This window comes from Maridesulfovibrio sp. (assembly GCF_963678865.1).
Lineage (GTDB): Bacteria > Desulfobacterota > Desulfovibrionia > Desulfovibrionales > Desulfovibrionaceae > Maridesulfovibrio.
Map to the genome: position 1 here is coordinate 3,709,886 of NZ_OY787459.1, position 20,984 is coordinate 3,730,869.

At 47.4% G+C, this 20,984-nt stretch carries 19 protein-coding genes; 9 read left to right on the forward strand and 10 right to left on the reverse strand.

From position 1 onward, the window contains the following. Positions 1-17: 17 nt before the first annotated feature. The 5 genes from polA (at position 18) to ACKU41_RS16950 (ending at position 6,468) form a co-directional block, all read left to right on the forward strand. On the forward strand, positions 18-2,666 hold the full coding sequence (gene polA, locus ACKU41_RS16930; protein ID WP_321402440.1) for a DNA polymerase I: 2,649 nt from the start codon (positions 18-20) through the stop codon (positions 2,664-2,666). A 102-nt stretch (positions 2,667-2,768) separates the two neighbouring features. Further along, positions 2,769-3,071 carry a DUF1844 domain-containing protein gene (locus tag ACKU41_RS16935; RefSeq protein ID WP_319778717.1) on the forward strand — a complete coding sequence of 101 codons (303 nt, stop codon included), beginning with the start codon at positions 2,769-2,771 and terminating at the stop codon, positions 3,069-3,071. A gap of 102 nt (positions 3,072-3,173) precedes the next feature. Next, a complete protein-coding gene (gene argC / locus ACKU41_RS16940) occupies positions 3,174-4,226 on the forward strand; it encodes an N-acetyl-gamma-glutamyl-phosphate reductase (RefSeq protein ID WP_321402442.1) in 1,053 nt (350 codons plus the stop codon). A gap of 103 nt (positions 4,227-4,329) precedes the next feature. Continuing rightward, positions 4,330-5,604: an HDOD domain-containing protein gene (locus tag ACKU41_RS16945; protein WP_321402444.1), complete on the forward strand. Its 1,275-nt coding sequence runs from the start codon at positions 4,330-4,332 to the stop codon at positions 5,602-5,604. Positions 5,605-5,613: 9 nt separating this feature from the next. Then, positions 5,614-6,468 carry a protein-glutamate O-methyltransferase CheR gene (locus tag ACKU41_RS16950; protein ID WP_321402446.1) on the forward strand — a complete coding sequence of 285 codons (855 nt, stop codon included), beginning with the start codon at positions 5,614-5,616 and terminating at the stop codon, positions 6,466-6,468. 57 nt (positions 6,469-6,525) lie between these two features. Here ACKU41_RS16950 and ACKU41_RS16955 read toward each other — a convergent pair whose 3' ends face one another. The 3 genes from ACKU41_RS16955 to ACKU41_RS16965 all read right to left on the reverse strand — a co-directional run bounded on the left by ACKU41_RS16955 (position 6,526) and on the right by ACKU41_RS16965 (position 9,776). Next, the gene (locus ACKU41_RS16955; protein ID WP_321402449.1) at positions 6,526-6,903 is read right to left on the reverse strand and encodes a response regulator; all 378 of its coding nucleotides are present in this window, start codon (positions 6,901-6,903) and stop codon (positions 6,526-6,528) included. A gap of 193 nt (positions 6,904-7,096) precedes the next feature. Beyond that, a complete protein-coding gene (locus tag ACKU41_RS16960) occupies positions 7,097-9,148 on the reverse strand; it encodes a ribonucleoside triphosphate reductase (protein WP_321402451.1) in 2,052 nt (683 codons plus the stop codon). Further along, complete coding sequence (locus ACKU41_RS16965; protein WP_321402453.1) at positions 9,096-9,776, reverse strand: anaerobic ribonucleoside-triphosphate reductase activating protein; 681 nt, start codon at positions 9,774-9,776, stop codon at positions 9,096-9,098. Before ACKU41_RS16965 ends, ACKU41_RS16960 begins: the two co-directional genes overlap by 53 nt. Before the next feature lie 532 nt (positions 9,777-10,308). Between ACKU41_RS16965 and ACKU41_RS16970 the strand changes: the two genes are divergently transcribed. Beyond that, on the forward strand, positions 10,309-10,821 hold the full coding sequence (locus tag ACKU41_RS16970) for a hypothetical protein (RefSeq protein WP_319778724.1): 513 nt from the start codon (positions 10,309-10,311) through the stop codon (positions 10,819-10,821). On the opposite strand, the gene ACKU41_RS16975 is transcribed toward ACKU41_RS16970, so the two are convergent. Continuing rightward, complete coding sequence (locus tag ACKU41_RS16975; protein ID WP_319778725.1) at positions 10,787-11,089, reverse strand: zinc-ribbon domain-containing protein; 303 nt, start codon at positions 11,087-11,089, stop codon at positions 10,787-10,789. The two genes, ACKU41_RS16970 and ACKU41_RS16975, sit on opposite strands and share 35 nt — an antisense overlap. A 293-nt stretch (positions 11,090-11,382) precedes the next feature. Between ACKU41_RS16975 and ACKU41_RS16980 the strand changes: the two genes are divergently transcribed. Next, on the forward strand, positions 11,383-12,966 hold the full coding sequence (locus ACKU41_RS16980; RefSeq protein WP_319778726.1) for a hypothetical protein: 1,584 nt from the start codon (positions 11,383-11,385) through the stop codon (positions 12,964-12,966). 128 nt (positions 12,967-13,094) lie between these two features. Here the strand turns inward: ACKU41_RS16980 and purU are convergent, their stop codons facing one another. Then, positions 13,095-13,964, reverse strand: coding sequence for a formyltetrahydrofolate deformylase (gene purU, locus ACKU41_RS16985; protein WP_319778727.1), 870 nt, complete (start codon positions 13,962-13,964; stop codon positions 13,095-13,097). A 259-nt stretch (positions 13,965-14,223) separates the two neighbouring features. Here purU and ACKU41_RS16990 point away from each other — a divergent pair, with 259 nt between their 5' ends. Together ACKU41_RS16990 and ACKU41_RS16995 are read left to right on the forward strand one after the other, a co-directional pair. Next, a complete protein-coding gene (locus ACKU41_RS16990; protein ID WP_319778728.1) occupies positions 14,224-14,880 on the forward strand; it encodes a trimeric intracellular cation channel family protein in 657 nt (218 codons plus the stop codon). A 125-nt stretch (positions 14,881-15,005) separates the two neighbouring features. Next, positions 15,006-15,473 carry a pyridoxamine 5'-phosphate oxidase family protein gene (locus tag ACKU41_RS16995; RefSeq protein WP_319778729.1) on the forward strand — a complete coding sequence of 156 codons (468 nt, stop codon included), beginning with the start codon at positions 15,006-15,008 and terminating at the stop codon, positions 15,471-15,473. Between the two features lie 179 nt (positions 15,474-15,652). On the opposite strand, the gene ACKU41_RS17000 is transcribed toward ACKU41_RS16995, so the two are convergent. The 5 genes from ACKU41_RS17000 to ACKU41_RS17020 all read right to left on the reverse strand — a co-directional run bounded on the left by ACKU41_RS17000 (position 15,653) and on the right by ACKU41_RS17020 (position 20,510). Beyond that, a complete protein-coding gene (locus ACKU41_RS17000) occupies positions 15,653-16,387 on the reverse strand; it encodes an ABC transporter ATP-binding protein (protein ID WP_319778730.1) in 735 nt (244 codons plus the stop codon). Then, positions 16,387-17,154, reverse strand: coding sequence for an ABC transporter ATP-binding protein (locus ACKU41_RS17005; RefSeq protein ID WP_319778731.1), 768 nt, complete (start codon positions 17,152-17,154; stop codon positions 16,387-16,389). The genes ACKU41_RS17000 and ACKU41_RS17005 overlap by 1 nt, the downstream gene beginning before the upstream one ends. A gap of 27 nt (positions 17,155-17,181) precedes the next feature. Then, the gene (locus ACKU41_RS17010) at positions 17,182-18,258 is read right to left on the reverse strand and encodes a branched-chain amino acid ABC transporter permease (protein ID WP_319778732.1); all 1,077 of its coding nucleotides are present in this window, start codon (positions 18,256-18,258) and stop codon (positions 17,182-17,184) included. Positions 18,259-18,273: 15 nt separating this feature from the next. Next, complete coding sequence (locus tag ACKU41_RS17015; protein ID WP_319778733.1) at positions 18,274-19,182, reverse strand: branched-chain amino acid ABC transporter permease; 909 nt, start codon at positions 19,180-19,182, stop codon at positions 18,274-18,276. A 146-nt stretch (positions 19,183-19,328) separates the two neighbouring features. After that, the gene (locus tag ACKU41_RS17020; protein ID WP_319778734.1) at positions 19,329-20,510 is read right to left on the reverse strand and encodes an ABC transporter substrate-binding protein; all 1,182 of its coding nucleotides are present in this window, start codon (positions 20,508-20,510) and stop codon (positions 19,329-19,331) included. Between the last annotated feature and the right edge of the window lie 474 nt (positions 20,511-20,984).

The window sequence follows — 20,984 nt, forward strand, 5'->3', positions numbered from 1 at the left end:
GAACCCTAAGGCATATCATGGCACTCAAAGATAAATTGAATTTTGACGACGAACCTCTGTACCTTATCGACGGTTCAGCTTTTTTTTATCGCGGATTTCACGCCTACCCCGATCTCAAGCGTTCGGACGGAGTGCCTACTAACGCATTGTTCTTTGTGCTGCGCGTTCTGCTTAAACTTATAAAAGAAGAGAAGCCTAAGTATCTTGTTTTTATGCTCGACGGAAAGGGTAAGAATTTTCGTCATGAGATTTACGATCAGTACAAAGCCCAGCGTCCGCCCATGCCCGATGATCTTCGTTCCCAGATTGAGCCGCTCAAGGAGGGCTTGAGCGTTCTCGGGATTCCGCTCATTGTCTCCAACGGAGACGAGGCTGACGACTGCATTGCGTCTCTGGCTGCAAGGTATAAATCCGAGCGTCCGGTAGTTATCCTCGGGGCGGATAAAGACCTCAAGCAGTGCCTTGATGAGAATGTTTTCATGTGGGACCCGGCGGGGCGCAAGGAAAAGATCACCTCTCTGGCTGATTTTCGTGAAGAAACCAAGATGGAACCGCGCCAATGGGCTGATTTTCAAGCTCTTATTGGTGATTCAGCGGATAACATCCCCGGTGTGCCGGGTGTGGGTAAGGTTACTGCCACCAAAATAATGGCCGAGTTTCCTACTCTAGAAGACATCCGCGATAATTATGACAAACTTAAGCCGGCTATTCAGAAAAAGATGAAGGATGAGCTGGAAAATATTTTTATCTATCGCGAATTGACCCGCATGAGGCTGGACAGCTGCCCTGATTGTGATCTCAACCAGTGCAAAGTCCGCAGTGCGGACCCGGACCGTGCCGTAGAATTCATGACCAATTACGAATTCCGCTCCCTTGTCCGCGACGTTAAAGCCCTGTTTTCGTCAACTTCAGGTTCCGGTGCTCAGGCTCCGGCTGCTAAACCGGGTAAATCATCATCCGGTCAGCTTTCTCTTTTCGGGGAGGAAACCCCGGCTCCGGCAGCTCCTGAAAACCGTCTTGAGCTTAAGAAAGCGTCCTCTGCAGCTGAATTGCCGGATTTCACAGGTAAAGAAGTGGGATTGGTTCGTGAAGGCAATGTTTTTTTTGTCGGCCTTGAAGGTGACGAATGGATGTGCAGGGTCACTGCGGATGAACTGGTCAGGGCATTGCATTCCGCGAAGACTGTTATCGTGTCCGATGTTAAATCATTTTTGCGCGCAGATGAGGCGTGGGGCGGAATATCTCTTTCCCGCTGGTTTGATTTGAGCCTTGCTGCTTATCTGCTCAATCCTGAGGAACGCAATTATGCCTGGGACAGGTTGCGGGCCATGCTTTTTTCCGGAGAGGAGCTTCCTGATGCCGTAGATGAGGTTCATCCCGATGCACAAGGACTGGCTGCGCTGGCATTGATGCATGTGCTGGGGCCGCGTATAAAGTCTGCAGGGCTTGATGAACTTATCGGAAAGTTGGAGATCCCGCTCATACCCGTGCTTGCGGATATGGAAAAAGCCGGGATAACTATTGATCTTGCTGCGTTTGCTGATTTTCTTGCCGAGGTAAATGAGCGTATCAATGAGCTGACTGGAATAATTCATGAGCGGGCCGGGGAACCTTTCAATATCCGCTCCAGCCAGCAGATGGCTACAGTTCTTTTTGATAAGCTTGGCCTTAAACCGGGTGGCAAGACCCCCAAGGGAGCGCTCTCTACAGCTAACTCCGTACTGGAAAAGCTGACCGGGCAGCATGAAATAATTGCTGATATTCTTGAATACCGGAAGATGGAGAAGCTGCGTTCCACCTATCTTGAGCCTTTGCCGAAGCTTGTTAATGCCAATGGGCGTATCCATACCAATTTCAACCAACTGGCAACGGCGACAGGGCGTCTTTCCAGTTCCGGTCCCAACCTGCAGAATATTCCCATTCGCGGTGATCAGGGCAAACGCATGCGGGCCTGTTTTACTGCCGGGAAAGGTTTACGTTTAGCCGCAGCGGACTACTCTCAGGTTGAGTTGCGCGTGCTGGCTCATTTTTCCGGGGACCCGGCTCTTGTTTCCGCTTTTGAGCATGACGAAGATATCCATTCCCGCACTGCAGCCCTGCTTTTTGACCGTGATCCTTCTGAGGTTACTTCTGATGAACGGCGCAATGCCAAGACCATCAACTTCGGTCTGATTTACGGCATGGGACCGCAAAAGCTTTCCCGTGAACTGGGCATCAATATCAACGAAGCCAAAGAATTTATAGCTAAGTATTTTGAAAAGCTTGATGTACTCAAGGAATTTTATGATTCAGTAGTGGAGCAGGGGCGCGAAAAAGGTTACGTAACCACGCTTTCCGGGCGTCGACGTCTGCTGCCAGAACTCCATTCCACGAATCAGCAGATTCTTTCTCAGGCCCGCAGGCAGGCCATTAATACAGTCATTCAAGGCAGCGCTGCAGACATAATCAAGCTGGCTATGATCAAGGTGGCCGAAAATCCTGAAATCAAGCATCTCGGCGGCAGGTTGATCCTGCAGATTCATGACGAACTCCTCGTAGAAGGTCCGGAAGAAAATATTGAAGAAATCGGAAGGCTTCTGCAACAGGATATGCAGACCGTGGCGACTCTCGCCGTGCCGCTTAAAGTAGATCTCGGCCTAGGCCGCAACTGGGCGCAGGCGCATTAAATATTGTCTCCGACGGCAGGGGAAGGCATTATTTGTTTTTAAACACTTGAATCTTGCGGCTAATATTTTTAAACTCCGGCAGATTATTTAAGGAGTTAAGTTATGTCTGATGATAAGAAGTGCGGGTGCGGTAGCGAATATGCCAAGGCTATGCCTATTCCCGAGGTTAATTTTTCTACATTTGTCATGTCCATGAGTTCTTCAGCTATGGTTCACCTTGGGGAAGTTGCTGACCCTTCTACCGGAAAGATCGAATTTTCACCGGTACTTGCCAAGCAGTCTATTGATGTCCTTGCTGTTATTGAAGATAAGATCAAGAACGGTATGACCAAAGATGAAGAGCGCCTGCTTTGCGAACTGCTTTACAATCTGCGTATGAAATACGTCAAGAAGACTAAGAAGTAGCCGGTCTTTTTTCTGTTTTTATTTCCCTACGTTTTCGGATTTTTCCGGGCTGTTTTTTTACGCCCGTCATTTACCAATATTTATTTTTAAGGATGGATGATTATGTGTGCTGTACCTGTAGGACTTGTCGGAGTGACCGGATATACCGGAATGGAGCTTGCCCGTATCCTGAGCAATCATGACGGTATGAAGCTTGTCCGCGTTACATCTCGAGCGGAAGCAGGGAAGAAGCTGGCAGATATATATCCTTTTCTTAATGGTATGGAACTGGGCGGTCTGGAAATAGCCGCCCCGGATGTTGATGATCTGGCAGAATCCTGTGATCTGGTTTTTCTGGCAGTGCCCCATAAAACCGCCATGAATATCGGCGGACAGCTTTACGATAGAGACATCAAGGTAGTCGACCTTAGTGCCGACTTCAGGATTCGTGACCGCGAAACCTATGAAGAATGGTATAAGGTAGACCATACCCGCGAAGATTTATTGCCCGAGGCTGTTTACGGTCTGCCGGAATTCTACCGCGATCAGGTTAAGGGTGCCAAGCTGGTTGCCAACCCCGGCTGCTATCCCACCTCCGTAATTGTCGGGCTGACTCCGGCCTTGCGTGCCGGGCTGGTAGAGACTTCCGATATTGTGATTGATTCCAAGTCCGGAACCAGCGGGGCAGGGCGTAAAGCTGCTGTGGGAACTCTTTTCTGCGAAGTAGCGGATTCCTTCCGCGCTTACGGTCTGACCACCCATCGCCACACTCCGGAGATAGAGCAGGAGCTTTCTGTTGCTGCAGGCCGGGATATGACTGTTTCTTTCAATACCCACCTTCTGCCCATTGACCGTGGCATACTTTCCACCATCTACACAAAGCTCAAACCGGGCGTTACCAAAGCAGATGTTCGTGCCGCTTATGAAGAAGCATATGGAAATGAAAAGATGATTCGTTTTCTGCCCGAAGGTCAATTGCCGGAAACTCGCTGGGTACGTGGAACCATGTTTTGTGATGTGGCTGTAGTACCGGATGATCGGACCGGGCGGCTGATTATCATTGCTGCTATCGACAATCTCTGTCGTGGAGCTTCCGGGCAGGCCGTTGCCAATGCCAACCTCATGCTTGGCTTTGATGAGACCAAAGGTCTTTCTCTTGCCCCGATGATGCCTTAAGGCCGTCCTTTTCCAGCATTGTTTATTGATATTAACTCCTTGCTGGGGTATCTTCGTCCTCACTGCTGTAACTGTATTTATACTCTTTCGGGGGCGGGGATTTATGGGCAAAAGCTCTGAAATGTTTCTGGATTCTTTTTTTGTAGCTAGACAACCGGTCTTTAATACAGAGAAGAGTGTCTGGGGCTATGAACTTCTTTTTCGAAATTCAGGCGGAAGCAATGCCGCTGACGTGGGTAATGAGGATGAGGCCACTTCTCAGGTCATTGCTGACGGCTTCGGGTTGATTCAGGAAGATATTGAGGAAGGCCAGCTTTTGCTGGTTAATTTTCCCCGCAACATGCTGTTGGAAGGAGCTGCTGATTTCCTTCCTCCTGAAGTTTGCGTGGTGGAGATTCTGGAGCACGTCCAACCTGAACCCGATGTTCTGGAAGTTCTGCAGGAGTTGAAGGACAGGGGATATACATTGGCTCTGGACGATTATATCGGGCAGGAAGGTTTAGAGCCTTTCATTGAACTGGCTGATATTGTTAAAGTGGACTGCCTTGAACTTGATAGGGCGAAGCTTGTTGATGTTGCGGAGAAGCTTAAGCAGATGGGTGTTAAGCTTCTTGCGGAGAAGGTTGAAGATAACGAGATGTTTAACCTCTGCCGTGAATTGGGATTTGAACTTTTTCAGGGCTTTTTCTTTAGCCGTCCGGAAATTATCCCCGGCAAAAAAATGTCCACTAACAACATCAACCGGATGCGCTTGTTGGGCTCAATCAGTAGTCATGATTTTGATGTTGATGACCTTACTCAGGCCATTAATTCAGATGTTTCAGTCAGCTACCGGCTGCTTAAATTCATGAATTCGCCCACTTTCGGACTTCCTAACAAAATAAATTCCATTCAGCAGGCCATCACTTTGATAGGCTACAGAAAGCTGGCCGGGTGGCTTCGTGTTATTCTGCTTTCAGATATGAGTTCCGGTCCGGCAGGAAATGAACTTGCTTTTTTATCCATTAAAAGAGCCAAGTTTCTGGAACTTGTTTCACTTGACTTGAAATTTTGTCCGCTTTCATCTGAATCAATGTTTATGCTCGGCCTTTTTTCCCTGCTGGATGTTTTTCTGGGCAGGCCTATGCTGGAACTTATGTCGGAGCTTCCAGTGGAAAAGGAACTTGTTAAGGCTTTGACTGATGAAACGAGCAGTGTTGCAGTTTATCTGGATATTGTGAAATGCCTGGAGCAGGCTGACTGGAAAGCTCTTTGTGATTTGATAATTGATCTCCAGCTTACGCCTCTTTCCGTGGCCCGCAATCATCTTGCAGCCATGCAGTGGGCCAATGAGATAGCCCTGATGAGCAGAACACATGAACAATTTGAGGATGACTAAGGGAGTATTGTGAGCGGGGAATTCGTGAAGCTGGACAAAGACAATTTTGATCTGTTGCGTAAGCAGATTTACCGCATGTGCGGGCTGACCATATCCGAGGGCAAGGGATATTTAATTGAGCACCGTTTTAAACCCCTGTATCAAGCCCGGAACTGCCGTTCATGGCGTGATTTCTACCAATTGCTTCTTTCGGGGGACGTGCAGTTCAAGGAAGATGCAATCTCAGCCATAAGCACTCACGAGACAAGTTTTTTCCGCGATAATCACCCGTTTGTATCTATAAGGAATAAGATTCTTCCCGAGCTTTTAAAGAACAGGAAGGCCGGGGCTAAGATAAGAATATGGTGTGCTGCTTCTTCTACAGGGCAGGAGCCGTATTCCCTTTCCATGCTTATCCATGAATGGGTGCGGAGTTTGCCGGGTGTGAAAATTCGTCCTTCCGATTTTTCAATCCTGGCGACTGATATTTCCGGAGCTGTTATTGAACGGGCTCAGGAGGGACTTTTTACCAATCATGAAAAGTCTCGGGGATTGCCTGCCGGATATGATAAATATTTTGAAAAAAGTGAAGGAAGATGGAAGGTCTCTCCCCCTGTTAAGTCTTTAGTTTCCTTTAAAAAATTTAATCTGCTCAATTCATTCCGTCCCTTGGGACAGTTTGATTTTGTAATGTGCCGCAACGTTCTTATTTATTTTGATGATGCCACAAAGGTGGATATTGTTCACCGGATTCATGATATGCTTCCGGATAAAGGGTTTCTTATGCTTGGCTCCACTGAGACGTTGGCTGGGCATACGGATCGTTTTGCTACCGAGCATATGGGAGCGGTGCTGCTCTATCGCAAGGTGCGCGGGACAAAATAAAACCGCCGAATTCTTAAAAGAATGCGGCGGCAACAATCTGTTTTTGAAATTGTTCTGCTAAATATTGTATTTCGTTCCGAACAGAGACCTTATCTTCTGGATGAACATATCCATATCCGCAACCGGCTTTAGCAAAACATTGTCAGACGAAATTCCATAGGCCCGGACATCCGGAGGAACAGCGTAATCGACTGATCCGGTATGGATGATAAAGTCCATGTCCGGGTGCAGTTCTTTAAGGTGGATGATGAGGTCGTTGCCGTGCATTACCGGAAGCCTCATATCTACAATAGCGATGTCGGCTTTTTCGGTTTTCATCAGGGTCAGAGCTTCTTCCGCACTTCCTACTGAAATAACATCCAGACCTTCGTCTTCAAGGTAGTCAACGAGGTTTTCTCTGACCATCTGCTCATCATCTACAACCAGAATTCGCATATATTCTCCGTATCATTTCGTCTTGCGTGTTTGAGCATGAAATTTAATTAAATAATCTCATTTTCATACTTAATCATAAAGCAATGTATTTTTATTGGCAACGAAAATGAACGTAAAGTTGTGTTTACGGCTTGAAACAGAAAAGGAAGGCCTTATGGAAGACCTCCCTTGAATTTTGTTGTTTTACCGGCGGTTAGCAGCAGAAAGTGTTGTAGACCTGCCTGTCTTTGTATTCAGCTTTCTTACCTGCGTTCCACTGTTTGACCGGGCGGTAGTACCCCACGATACGGGTGTAGACTTCGGATTCTGCTCCGCAGTCCGGGCAAGTATGATGCTCGCCACGTATGTAGCCGTGTTCTTTGCATATGGAGAAGGTCGGGGTAATGGAGAGATAAGGTATTTTGGTATTGCGAAAGGCTTTAATTATGAAGCTTTTCAGAGCATCGATGTCAGCTGTGGATTCTCCTAGGAAGGTGTGGAATACAGAGCCTCCGGTATACAGGGGCTGCAGCTTGTTCTGATGCGAGAGAGCAAGGACCACATCGTCGGAAACGCCTACCGGCAGGGTGGTGGAGTTGGTGTAGTAGGGGGTACCGTTACCGGAAGTCCGGATATCTGCATAAAGGGCTTTATCAATTTTAGCCAGACGGTAGCTGGTGCCTTCAGCAGGAGTGGCTTCCAGATTGTAAAGGCTGCCTGTCTCTTCCTGAAATTGCGCTGTCAGGTCACGCAGGTGATTGAGCACTCTGGTCATGAGCCGCACTCCGGAAGGTGTATCTATGCCTTTACCCAGCAGATTCAGGCAGGCCTCGTGGCCGCCCAGCAATCCGATTGTGGAGAAATGTCCTTTGTAACCGTTTTTAAGGTAACGGCGGGACCATGGAAACATACCGTTATCAAGGTTTGTCTGGATCAGCTTGCGTTTGAACTCAAGGGAATTTTTGGCCTGAATGGCGTATTCTTCGATGAGATCAAGAAAATCCTCTTCACCCTGTGCCAGATAAGCAAGTTTGGGCAGGTTGAGGGTGACTACACCGATGGATCCGGTCAGGTCACCAGCTCCGAACAGTCCGCCGACCTTGTTGCGCAGCTCGCGCAGGTCCATTTGAAGACGGCAGCACATGGAACGCACGTCTTCAGGGTTCAAGTCGGAGTTGATAAAATTCTGGAAGTAGGGAACGCCGTATTTGGCTGTTAAGTCGAGTAGGGTTCGGCCTATCTGGGAGTCCCACGGAAAGTCCTCGGTTACGTTATAAGTGGGAATGGGGAAGGAGAATATACGGTTATGCTGGTCCCCATTGACCATGACTTCAAGGAAGGAGCGGTTGATCATCTCCATTTCCTCAGCGTATTCGCCGTAGGTTGTGTCCTGAAGCTCACCGCCGATTATGACTGCTTCTCTGGCAATGTGTTTTGGCGGAACAAGGTCGAATGAAAGGTTTGTGAACGGGCTTTGGCCTCCCCATCTGGAGGTTGTGTTCAGGTTGAATACGAATTTCTGCATGGCCTGACGTACTTCTTCATAGCTTAGGCCGTCGTGACGGATGAATGGGGCGAGGTAGGTGTCAACATTGTTGAATGCCTGTGCACCTGCCCATTCATTCTGCAGGGTGCCGAGAAAGTTAACCATCTGGCCGAGAACTGCGTCAAAATGTCTTGCCGGACCGGCGCAGGAACGTCCTTCAAGGTTAAAGCCTTCGAGCAGCAGGTCGCGCAGGGACCATCCGGCGCAGTAGCCGGCCAGTCCGTAGGAAAGATCATGGATGTGGAAATATCCGTGCTCGTGGGCCTGCCTGATTTCTTCAGGGTATTTTTCAAGGGCGTAGCGGGCCTGAACAGTGCCGGAGAGATGAAGCATGAGTCCTTGAAAAGAGTGGGTCATGTTAGCGTTTTCTGCTACACGCCAGTCACTCTTTTCCAGATACTCGTCAATGGTTTCTTTGATGTCAAGATAGGCGTCTTTATGGTTCCTCAGTCTGCGGCGGCTGTCGCGGTAGAGAATGAATTTTTTGGCAACCGAGTGCAGGCGGGAATCCATAAGCACTTCTTCGACCATATTCTGAACATGTTCCTGTTCAGGAATATCGACTCCTTCAAGCTTATTCTCCACTTTTCTGGCCATACGCTTGGCCATTAGAGGGTCTTTGATTCCGCTGGCGCTGAGTGCTTTGAAAATCGCCTGTGCAATACGGTCAGTCGACCATGTTTCCAGCCGACCGTCTCTCTTCATTATCTGCGAGGGCATGATCTCTCCTTGGAGGAATGTAGTTCTGGATGGTCAGGTCAAAGCCATCCGGAAGGTATCCTTTGGCGGTTTCGACATCTTCATCTGTAAGGATAGGTACCTTGGTCAGACGAAAATAAAAGGCTTTGGGGTTGGCTTCAGCAAGCTTGAAAATTCTATCAAGGTTTTTCTGTGCAGCTTCAGCGGTAACGGCCTGCCCGCTCAGGGCAGGATACTTCTCATACGGTCCTTTAACGTCAATGGCGAACATGTCCGCCAGTCCCTGTTGGAGAATATCTTCCAGAATTTCAGGAAGCATCCCGTTGCTGTCCAGTTTGATGGGAAGCTTGGATATCTTCTTGATTTCATAGAGTATTTCTCCCAGATTAGGTACCGTTGTAGGCTCGCCACCAGTAATTGTGACCCCGTCAAGCCATTTTGCGCGGTTCCTTAGGAAAGATCTCATATCTTCTTTGGATAGAAGGGGCAGTCGCTCCATGTTCCACGCCATGTCGAAATTATGACAGGTAGGACAGTTAAGGTTACAACCGCCGAGAAAAAATACGCAGCTGGTACGGCCGGGCCAGTCGCACAGACTGAGCGGCTCAATACCGCGAAGATGATTCCATCCAGAAGAGAGTTCGTTCATGATATTTGTTTGTTGGATTATGTGTTTTTTTGAAAGTGTTTTGTCTTAGCTTGAGTCTCAAGCCCCGTAAATCGTGGGCTGCGTCAAGTACGAAAAAAATACTAACTCAGAGGATGAGTTTTGTACAGGGGGGTGATTGAAAATTTGTTGTAACGTGGTCATATTTGGAAGATATTCGTGATTATCTAAAATTAATAAGAAATTAAAAAAGTTTTCCACAGGTTCATAACCTTAAAAGAGTACGAAAAAACAGGACTTTTTCTAAACAAAGTTTAGAAAAAAAAATGTTCTGAGTTCAGAAAGTCAGTTTTTGACAATGTATGGGAAAAAGTAAGGAAGGTTGTGCGGTTGCACAAAATGATCAGTTCTTTTAGCATGTCAGGGTCTGTTTTGGAAAGATGTTTCCCACTGAAAATAAAATTATTCTGACTGCCTGCAATTTATCTTGCAGGCTAAAGCAGATTTTTGTTTCGACCGAAAAGTTTTGTATCCGACAATGTTACCTTTTGAGCGAGGTTTTATGCGAACTTTAATGTCAATCATTATACTGTTGGTTCTCTGCCATATGCCTGCTCCGGCTCACGCACGGAGTATGGAAGAGGAAAGGGCTATGTGCCTGACCAGAAATGCCCTTGCCCGGTCCCAGTGCAAAGACCCTCACGAATACAGCTATGTAGGCTCCAAGCAGGGTGATATCTATATTTACACCACTTTTTACGGGGCCAAATATACGGATTTTTTCTGCAAGATTGAAGACGGGGAAATAACTATTCTTTCCCGCAATAAGAAGTTCAGACGCAGCGTCAAATATTATATAGATGAAAGCGAGTGTGGGATAATCGAATATTTTCCTGCTTCCTGTACCAAGCGCTCGGTGATCAAATGCTGTTTTCCGAAATCGAAGAAAGAACTGAAGGCCGACAAGGAGGCTGAATTCTGGCAGCGTTCCATTCCTGATCTGCTCAAGGAGGATCAGGAAAACGCCTTGAAGGAGCTGCAGAACAAAACGTCTAAATCTTCCGAAACCAAGCCAGAAGAGCAATAACCGGAGTTAGTGCGTAGAGGGGCCAGTATATCTGATTGTAGGTAAAAAAAATAACAGCTCCCAGCAGGAAAAGGGCGTAAACCCATGCTTCACCATGTTTGGCGAAGCGACGCTCTTTTTCCAGTTTCAGATGGAACATGTTTTTGCGTTCCTGAGCAGCAGCAATGTTTTCCAGCCTTTTATGCCCTGATTGCAGTTTGTATCCACATTTGGAGCAGGCTTTTGCCGTGTCATTGTTTTTTTGACCGCATTTGTTGCAAGTGATCATATGGTGTAAAGTCCCCTGGTGAGCTTTTATAGGATTTTAACCGGGAGTTGTTCCTGTAAAATCCTGAAATCCTGGCAATGTCAATATTTTAATGCATTACATAAAACAAGCAAGAAAAGCACCATTGTTTTCAGCTAGTTCTTTTTGTCCTGCAGGGTGTGTTTTCTATTTTTCACTGTTCTGCTCGGAGTGCTGGGGAGATATTACGGCTTATAGTTGTAAACTTCTTGACTATTGTGGTTGAATTGGGACATTTTTATGCAAATAATTTAGAAATTTCTGATGGAGAATTCATGAGTGAAGTGTCCCGGGACGGCGCACAGGTTCCTGATAAAGATAAGCGGATTGATTTTTATTTGAAGGTTCTGAACCGCCTCAAGGAACGCAGCACCCTGCGCGAGGTGCTTGAGCGAGAGGTTTTCCTTGAATTCATCAAATACAATAACAACCGTATCAATGAATTCCCTTTGCTGGAAAAACAGCAGAGCGGGATTATCGCTTTGTTGTGCCATCGCTCCATAGATCTTCCTGCCCATGAATACATCAAAAAAATATTAAGTGAATTTATCCTTATGGTCGGCCGGTACAACAGGTTGAGAGACGGTAAGGACAAAGATTCGCTGGAGAGTATCCGTTCCCGGCTGATTAATGCGGAAACCCTGCTGATTAAAACTGTGCAGGGTGTTGTATACGCTTCCTGCCTTATTTCCGATAACTTTGAAGAAGTTACCCTGCGTCATCTGGGGGAGCCTGCCCTAAAAAAATTCAATGCCCTGTTGGAGCAGTATGAGCTGGACAAAAATTTCTGGCAGGCCTTGATCGAGCAGTTCATTACTGGGGAAGTGGAGTCTTCCCTGACCGAAATCATATCCAAGGAAAGGTATACCCTGACCCGGGATAAGAATTATATTATTCTGCGATTTCCTTTTGACGATGTTACCGGGCGTTTTGCATCAGAACCTCCGGCTATTGATAAAACCCGTATCCAGAGTGCATTTGAGCAGGTCGGGGCGGATGAAGAATCCGCTCAAGTTCTGAAGATGACATATAATAGCCTGCTGGAAAGCGGGGTGCTGGTCCATGATGATGATCCGGTTGCCAATGATGTGGTTAATCGTATAGCCAGGATTGTCTGTATTGATCCTGCCACTGCCAAGTTCAGGCAGGATTATGACGCTGCCATGAATGCCATGCGCGAAACAGCCTATTCCGCTGACAGTGCTGAAAAAGAAGCTGAACTGGCTCGCAATCTGCAATTTGCTCAGGATCAGATCGGAGCCTGTGCTGTCGGTGTCAGCCTTACCCTTGATATTGTTGTTCGTGAATTCCTGCTTGGGCTGAAAACATTTACCCAGCGAGATGAAAAGGTCCTGACAGTTTATCTGCGCAGGTTCGGGGTAGAGGCTCTCGATAAGCTGTTTTTTTACCTTACCGAAGTGAAGTTTTCCGCTTTGCTGAAGCAAAAAATGCAGGGAGAGGAAAGCAAAATGCAATTGCGGGTGCTCAAGCGCAGGCGTGCTTCCGCAAAAACTGTGCAGGCCCTGCATGAGATCGGTATGACCCGTATCCGTATGGCCCGTCTGTGGCTAAAGGATTCAGCAAATGAAAACTGGTTGATCTTTAAACACAACACCCCTCAGGAGCTGATTAAGGAAATGCAGTTGCTGGCCCTTGAAAAAGATCTTGCTACTGCAATACTTAAGCTGTTTGAAAAGGGTGATTTCAAGGTCGAATTTCTGGTCTTCATCAGTTTGCAGGCAGTTGCCAAGGCCACCAAGGACATCCGCGGCAAGCTCAATGATCTGTTCATGCGTTTCGGTATTGGAGAGCAGAGCGATGAGCAGATAGCCAAGAAATTATCAGCTCCCGCCAAGTAATAATTCAAAAATTTTATCATGGCCTTGCTGCGTTCACGGCAGTTTGTCGTTAATTTTGAAATTTACAAAAAAAAGCTCTCCCGGAAATTTCCGGGAGAGCTTTTTTGTTTTGCTTTGTTTTAAATTTATTAAATGAAAACAACTGTCTTATTGCCGTCCACAAGCACTCTTTCAGTGAGATGCCATTTTACGGCCCTGCTCAGTACCTGACGTTCAATGTCGCGGCCAAGAATCTTGAGTTCTTCATAATCGTGACGGTGTGATACGCGGATGACATCCTGCTCAATGATTGGTCCCTGGTCCAGTTCTTCAGTGACGTAGTGGGCGGTTGCTCCTATGAGTTTGACGCCGCGTTCTCCGGCTCTGCGGTATGGATCGGCTCCCACAAATGCGGGCAGGAAGGAGTGGTGGATGTTGATGATACGATTAGGGTAGGCATCAATCAGTTTGGGGGTCAGGATCTGCATGTAGCGGGCGAGGATGACCAGATCGGCATTGCCTTCCAGCAGTTCAAGGATTTTGTTTTCTGATTCCTCTTTTTTCCCTTTTTCCACCGGGACGTGGTGAAAAGTTACATCGAATGATTCAACCGCCTTACGCAAATCATCATGGTTGCTGATGACCATGGTTATTTCTGTGTGCAGCTCGTCCCGCTTGGCACGCCAGAGCAGGTCCATGAGTGCGTGGTCGAATTTTGAAACGAGGATGGCGGTTTTCTTTTTGATCCATGCCGGATTGACATGCCACTCCATATCAAATTTATCAGCTACTTGCGTTGCAAATTCTTCCCTGAATTCGTCGAGCCCTGTTTCAATTCCGTTCATATGAAATTTCATTCTGAGGAAAAAACGACCGCCAACGGGATCGCTTGAGTGCTGGTCGGAATGGATGATGTTGGCATTTTTAGAAAACAGAAAGCCGGAAACAGCGGAAACTATTCCGGGTCTGTCCTTACATGATACAGTCAAATATGCTGTAGATTCTCTTGATGATGTCATTTTTTATCTCGATAAAATAAAATTTGTTTCAAAAAAGCGAATACTTCTACCAATTGAATCCAAGGCAGGCAAGCTTGAGCAGTGGTGTAGAAAGTTTTTAATTTGCGTGTCTTTTTAAAAAATGCATTAAAAAATACTAAATCATAAAAAATAATCTTTACAACTTATGATTCTGAAATTATCTCAGGCTCAAATTTTGCGTATCTTAAAATATAAAACTTTATAAATATATGCGGCAGTGCTGCTTTTGAGGCCGGAAATGAGTGTTTTAAACGGAGAAATGGTTCAGTCCGCTATCCACGGATTCATGTTTTTCGGGGATATTGTTTTTGCGGTCAGTGGAGCTCTGGCTGCGGGCAGGCGTAGGATGGATATTGTCGGTTATGTGCTTATTGGTACCATTACCGGACTTGGTGGAGGTTCTTTGCGTGATGTGCTGCTGGACCGGCCCGTCTGGTGGACCCGAGAGCCCGTAGAGCTTTATTTATGTATCATGGCTACAGTTTTTACCTATTTTTGCCGTCTGGAAATTAAAGACCGTTACAAGGCCACATCATGGTTTGATGCTCTCGGTCTGAGCGCCTTTGCCGTTACCGGCAGTACCGTGGCTTTGCAGGCCGGTGTGCCTTGGACCATTGCCGTATTCATGGGGGTAATGACTGCGGTCGGCGGCGGGGTTATCCGTGATGTGTTGACCGGGAACCGGCCAATGATTCTTTGCGGCGAACTGTATGCAGTGGCCGCACTAGCCGGTGCATTTGTAAACGTGGGTATGATGAAGCTGCATGTGCAGCCGGAAGTTGCAATGGCTGCAGGGTTCTGCAGTACTTTGACTCTGCGTGGGGTCGCGGTAGTTTATGACATCCGTCTGGGACCTCCCGGAGAGTTTGTGCGTGTGGGAGGTCGTAGCCGTTAAGGCATTGTCCCGGAATTAGCAGATACTTATCTGGCTGTGATTATGAAAAACATGGAAATTGTCCCTTTATGTTAAAAGCGTTCTGAAGTAATTATCAAGGTATAAGTAACAATCGGGGAAACAATATGTTCAGAGAAATTCAGAATACCAAAAAGATATTGCCTCAGGGCTCTGTGGAAGAGATTCTCCAGTCCGGTGAAGAAGGGGTGCTGGCAACTGTCGGTGAGGACGGCTATCCATACGCCACTCCGCTTAATTATGTTTACCACAATGGTGCGGTTTATTTTCATTGTGCATTGAGCGGACACAAGCTGGATAATATTTCGTTTAACCCCAGGGTTTCGTTCTGTGTGTACGTTGATACTGAACTCATGCCTTCAAAATTCAGTACCAAGTTCAGGTCGGTCATTGCTTTCGGCAAAGCCGAGGAGGTCTCCGGGGATGAGAAAAAAGAAGCTTTGCTGGCTTTAGTGCACAGGCTTTCCCCGGATCACATTCCCGCAGGCGAGAAGTATATTGATAATGATATGGATAAGACGCGGGTGATCAAAATAAACATCGAACACGCCACGGCCAAAGGGCGTGTGAAATAAACCAACTGCTAGTATAAAAACCGAAAGGGCTGGTTTGACTAAAAGTCAAACCAGCCCTTCTTTATAGTATCGTCTTATGAAACAAAGCGGCGAAGCCTCGGTAAAAGTTCATTGGAGAGTCCAGAGAACCTTTTTTCAAAAAAGTTCTTTGGTCCCCGAAGGGTCCTCCGGAGGCATCTTTATCCGCCCAAGTAAGCCTTTTTCACTTCAGGATCGTCCATTAGCTGGGCGGAGGAGCCTTGAGCCACTATTTCTCCGGTATCGAGCACGTAGCCGCGATGGGCGAACTTGAGCGCGAGGTTTGCGTTCTGCTCGATAAGCAGGATGGACAACCCCTGTTCGTTAAGAGCCTTGAGGGTGCGGAACATATCGTACATCAGCAGTGGTGCCAGCCCCATGGACGGTTCATCAAGCATGATGAAATTACATTTGGACATGATGGCACGTCCCACGGCCAGCATCTGCTGTTCTCCACCGGAGAGGGATTCACTGCGCTGCTTGCGGCGTTCGGCAAGGCGCGGGAACAGGTCGAATACACGATCATAGTCGCTGTGGACATTTTTGATTGAGTCTTTGCGGGCATAGGTTGCCAGTTTGAGGTTTTCTTCAACGGTAAGGTTGCCGAAAATGTGTCTGCCCTCGGGAACAAGCGCCAGATGCAGGTCTGAAATTACCTTGTGCGGAGGCATATCGAGTATGGACTCATTTTTCCAGCAGATGTCCCCCGAGATAACCTTCGGTGCTTCCGGCGGCGGAAGGCGGCTGATGGAAAGCAGGGTGGTTGTCTTACCGGCACCGTTGGCTCCGATAAGGGTGACAATCTCGCCTTCGTTAACGTTGAACGAGATTCCGTGCAGTGCCTCGATGTTACCGTATTTTACGCGGAGATCTTTGATTTCAAGTAGAGTAGTCATCAGATTGAATCATCTCCCAGATAAGCTTTGATAACAGTCTCGCTGGACTGAATATCTTCAGGTGTTCCTTCGGCAATTGTGGCGCCGAAATCAATGCATTTAATCCACTTGCAGAGGGTCATGACCACTTTCATCTGGTGCTCGATCATGAGGATGGTGATGTCGAATTCATCATGAATCCATTTGATAAGCTTGATGAGCCCTTCAACATCCGAGGAGTTGAGGCCTGCCGCAGGTTCGTCGAGGAGCAGCAGTTTGGGCTGAATGGACATGGCCCGTGCAATTTCAACGCGCCGCTGCAGGCCGTAGGGCAGGTTGGTGGGCAGTTCTTCTGCGTATTGTCTCAGGTCCATGAACTCGAGCAGTTCTGTGGAGATACGGTCGATTTCCTTTTCCCTGAGATAGTAGTTTTTCGAGCGCATGACAGCATCGAAAAATCCGTATCCCATGCGGTAATGCTGGGCAATGCGGATGTTGTCCATCACGGTCATATCATGCCAGAGCCGGATGTTCTGGAATGTGCGGGCTACGCCCAGTGCGGTAACCTGATGCGGTTTGAGGCCCCGTGTGGGGTGTCCGTTTAAGGTGATGGTGCCCTCTGTGGGCTGGTAAAATCCGGATATGAGGTTGAAGATGGTGGTTTTTCCTGCACCGTTAGGGCCGATAAGCCCGGTGAGGGATCCTTCTTCAAGCTCGATATTGAAATCGGATACGGCCTGCAGACCACCGAATCTTTGCGTGAGTCCGTCTATATTTAAGAGTGACATTTTTTCTCCTTTTCTCGCGGTGTTGAGCTACTTGAACTTGTAGAATTTCTTAAGCCGCGGGAACAGGTCGGGCAGTTCCTTGTTGCCCATGATTCCTTCGGGCCTGAACTGCATGAGCAGGATCAGGGTCAGCGGGATGAGTACCCATTTCCAGACCTGACTGAGATGATAGGTGTCCGGGAGCAGGTGCAGGAAATGCATGCCGGTATCAAGTGCCGGGATGATGAAGCGCAGCAGTTCCAGCATTACGGTGAAGAATATGGCTGAAAGGACTGAACCGCCCAGTGATCCCATACCTCCAAGGTAAACCATGACCAGACATTCGGTGGACTTCATGATGTTGAAGGATTGCGGGTTGACGTAGCCCAGTACATGGGCGAACAGCGCGCCCGCTACCCCGGCAAGTCCGGATGAAAGCATGAAAGCGGCCATTTTCATTTTGTTGGTGTTCACGCTCATGATTTCGGCTGCAACTTCATCCTGACAGATGGACATGATGCCTTTGCCATAGGTGGAGGATACGAAGCGGCGGATCATCCAGATGCTGGCAAAGGTTCCGATGACTACCCAAATCATCATCCACGGGATGTCGATCACGTCTTCCATGGCGTTCACCACGCGTTTCATGCCCATGAAGCCGCGCGGACCGCCTACTGCATCCATATTTTCAATGGCTGAAATAACCATGTAGTTGGCTGCAATGGTGATGATAGCCAGATAGTCGCCCCTTGTTTTAAAGGAGGGGATAGCAACGATCAGTCCGGCAACAGCTGAGATCAGTCCGGATATTATTACAATGATGGGAAAACCCAGCGGAGCCAATTCAGGTGGCAGGATGGGGGCGCCGAAAATCTTGTCCTGAGCGAAAAACATTACACTCAGGATAGATGATACATAAGCCCCGATACACATGAATCCGGCATGTCCGCAGGAAAATTCACCCATATAACCGTTGACCACGTTCAGGCTGGCAGAAAGGATTATGTTGATGCCTATGAACATGATTACCGATTGGATGTAGAGATCCAGCGCGCCGAACTGGGAGAGGGCCACAACAATGGCGGCCATAGCCCATATTCCGATATTGAAAGAGTACTTCTGCATTATGTCGATTCCGCCTTAAATCTTGGTTGTCTTGGCAACGCCGAATATTCCGGTCGGCTTTATCCACAGGATGACCAGCAGGATGGAAAAGGCGAACAGGTCCCTGAAAGTGGAGGGGAATAAGGCAACAACTCCGACCTCGATAAATCCGAGCAGGAAACCGCCGATGAATGCCCCTCGGATATCTCCGATTCCGCCCACAACAGCCGCAATGAATGCTTTCCAGCCGATGAGAGCTCCCATGTAAGGCTCAAGGATGGGGTAGGACATGGCAAAGAGCATCCCTGCCAGCCCGGCCATGCCGGAACCCAGTATAAAGGTGAAAACAATAACGTTGTCGATGGGGATACCCATGAGCGGGATAGCGAATTTGTCGTAGGAAATTCCGCGCATGGCCATGCCGATTTTGGTCTTGGTAACAATGAACTGCAGAAGCAGGAAAACCGCAATGGCCGCAAAAATAACAATTATTTTGAGGTTGGTAACGGAGACATTGCCAAAAGTATAAACCACCTTGTCGAGCAGTTCAGGAAATTTTTTACGACTTGCACCCAGCAGGGCGAGGTTGCCGTTTTCCAAAATCAGGCCGCACATCAGGGCTGTGATAACCACGTAAAGCCTATGCGCGCCTTTTCTGCGCAGAGGGCGGTAGGCAATTCGTTCGAGAGTTACCCCTACCCCGGCAGTGAGGATCATGGTCAGCGGTACTGTCAATGCCAGCACCATCCAGGGGGCAAAGTCCAAAAAGCCGAGAAGGGCGGTAGCTACGAAAAATGCAATATAGGCTCCGACCATGAAAATATCGCCATGAGCGAAGTTGATCAGGAGCAGCACACCGTAAACAAGGGTGTAACCAAGTGCAATAAGTGCATAAAAGCTGCCCCATTGCAGGGCGTTGAGCAAATTCTGGATGAGGATATCCACTGTCGGTCTTTCCTCTGTGTATTTTAAACCCCGTGCAGGGCTCTGTTTCTTACGGACCTTTCAAAGCAAAAATTCTGAAGGGCGGTTCCAATAAAATAATCAGACGGCGGAATATACGTTCCGCCGTCTGACGTTATTGCAATGAACTAGGGGCAGACGGATTCAGCAAATACGAAGTTACCGTTTTCGTCGATACGAACAACAACAGCGCATTTGATGGGGTCACCCTGGCTGTCGAATTTCATGGAACCGGTAATACCTGCGAATTCCTTGATGTTGCTCAGGGAATCGCGGATGGACTTACGTTCAGCTTTCAGGTCTGAATTGTAGGAACCGGCATCCTGAATAGCCTGCAGTACGAGGCGGGTTGCGTCCCATGTGAGAGCAGCAACATCGTCAGGGGTTTCACCGTATTTTGCTTCGTAGCGGTCGATGAATTCCTTGGTTGCACCCTTGGCACCTGCTGCTGCGTAGTGGGTGGAGAAGAACTGGCCTTTGCAGTCATCACCGCAAAGCTTCATCAGCTCAGCAGAACCCCATGCATCAGAACCCATGAAGGGGCCTTTGTAGCCGAGATCACGGGCCTGTTTAACAATCAGTGCTACCTGATTGTAGTTATCGGGAACAAAGATGAAGTCCGGGTTGGAGTTGATGATTTTGGTCAGCTGTGCGGAAAAGTCCTGATCCTTGGTGCCGTGTGATTCAAAGGCAACTACTGCTTCTGCGCCGTTTTTATTTTCAAATACGTCTTTGAAGATTTCAGCAAGGCCTTTGGAGTAGTCGTTGGAAATATCAAAAAGAACAGCAGCGGTCTTGGCTTTGAACTGCTTGGTGGCGAAGTTCACAGCAACAGGGCCCTGAAAAGGATCGAGGAAAGCTGCGCGGAAAACCCAAGGACGGTTTTTGGTGGTGTCCGGGTTGGTGGACCAGGGGGAAACCATGGGGGTGCGGTTGTCGTTGCAGGTTCCGCCTGCAGGAACAGCCTGTTTGGAAGAGTTGGGGCCGACAATAGCTACTACGCCGTCCTGCTCAATAAGTTTGAGTGCTGCGTTAACAGCTGACTCAGCTTTGGACTCGTTATCTTCATAAAAGAATTCCAGGGGAATCTTCTTGCCGCCAACTTCAAGGCCGCCCTGTCCGTTGATATCTGCGAGAAGCATTTCCGCTGCGTTTTTGGAAGCTTCGCCAACTTTGGGAATATCACCGGTGAGCGGGATGTTGAAACCGATTTTGATTTTTTCTTCTTTTTTAGAGCAGCCGCTGACAACAATCAGGGCCAGCCCGAGTACTACGAGGGCCAGAAGAGACCTGAGAATTACCTTTTTCATTCTTTACCTCCAGAGATGTTCATTAAAAAATTCTGAATTTGTTGTTGGATTCAAAAAAATTATCGCAAAACCCAACTTTTAAAAAGACATTTTTGCAAAAAAGCATTCATTTTTATAAATAGTTATTTATTCCAGTATATTGTCTTTCTGAACCGAAGTGTGTTAATATTATGAGTTTATGTATCGTATAATATGTATTAAGTGTTCATTTTGTAGATATCTTTAAAATTCAGTATATTATAGAATAAATGCTTTTTCCTTAATTAAATTGTCTTGGCTTAATTTTGTTGATTGAGTGATTGTTCGGTATAAAAATGTAAAAATGCTATTTTATCTAATTCAAATTTGTATTTCGAAAAAATATGGGGGTTAAATCTTGTAAAAGCTAAAAAATAACCCTTGAGTAGAATGTTCACAACTTAAAATTTCCCTGAAGTACTGAATTTCAGACTGTTTACAGAAAGTGTTTAGTTA

Excerpts from the sequence above, each read along its gene's own strand:
- polA (WP_321402440.1), top strand. The coding sequence starts at position 18 with ATGGCACTCAAAGATAAATTGAATTTTGACGACGAACCTCTGTACCTT.
- ACKU41_RS16935 (WP_319778717.1), top strand. The coding sequence starts at position 2,769 with ATGTCTGATGATAAGAAGTGCGGGTGCGGTAGCGAATATGCCAAGGCT.
- argC (WP_321402442.1), top strand. The coding sequence starts at position 3,174 with ATGTGTGCTGTACCTGTAGGACTTGTCGGAGTGACCGGATATACCGGA.
- ACKU41_RS16945 (WP_321402444.1), top strand. The coding sequence starts at position 4,330 with ATGGGCAAAAGCTCTGAAATGTTTCTGGATTCTTTTTTTGTAGCTAGA.
- ACKU41_RS16955 (WP_321402449.1), bottom strand. The coding sequence starts at position 6,903 with ATGCGAATTCTGGTTGTAGATGATGAGCAGATGGTCAGAGAAAACCTC.
- ACKU41_RS16960 (WP_321402451.1), bottom strand. The coding sequence starts at position 9,148 with ATGCCCTCGCAGATAATGAAGAGAGACGGTCGGCTGGAAACATGGTCG.
- ACKU41_RS16965 (WP_321402453.1), bottom strand. The coding sequence starts at position 9,776 with ATGAACGAACTCTCTTCTGGATGGAATCATCTTCGCGGTATTGAGCCG.
- ACKU41_RS16970 (WP_319778724.1), top strand. The coding sequence starts at position 10,309 with ATGTCAATCATTATACTGTTGGTTCTCTGCCATATGCCTGCTCCGGCT.
- ACKU41_RS16975 (WP_319778725.1), bottom strand. The coding sequence starts at position 11,089 with ATGATCACTTGCAACAAATGCGGTCAAAAAAACAATGACACGGCAAAA.
- ACKU41_RS16980 (WP_319778726.1), top strand. The coding sequence starts at position 11,383 with ATGAGTGAAGTGTCCCGGGACGGCGCACAGGTTCCTGATAAAGATAAG.
- purU (WP_319778727.1), bottom strand. The coding sequence starts at position 13,964 with ATGACATCATCAAGAGAATCTACAGCATATTTGACTGTATCATGTAAG.
- ACKU41_RS16990 (WP_319778728.1), top strand. The coding sequence starts at position 14,224 with ATGAGTGTTTTAAACGGAGAAATGGTTCAGTCCGCTATCCACGGATTC.
- ACKU41_RS16995 (WP_319778729.1), top strand. The coding sequence starts at position 15,006 with ATGTTCAGAGAAATTCAGAATACCAAAAAGATATTGCCTCAGGGCTCT.
- ACKU41_RS17000 (WP_319778730.1), bottom strand. The coding sequence starts at position 16,387 with ATGACTACTCTACTTGAAATCAAAGATCTCCGCGTAAAATACGGTAAC.
- ACKU41_RS17005 (WP_319778731.1), bottom strand. The coding sequence starts at position 17,154 with ATGTCACTCTTAAATATAGACGGACTCACGCAAAGATTCGGTGGTCTG.
- ACKU41_RS17010 (WP_319778732.1), bottom strand. The coding sequence starts at position 18,258 with ATGCAGAAGTACTCTTTCAATATCGGAATATGGGCTATGGCCGCCATT.
- ACKU41_RS17020 (WP_319778734.1), bottom strand. The coding sequence starts at position 20,510 with ATGAAAAAGGTAATTCTCAGGTCTCTTCTGGCCCTCGTAGTACTCGGG.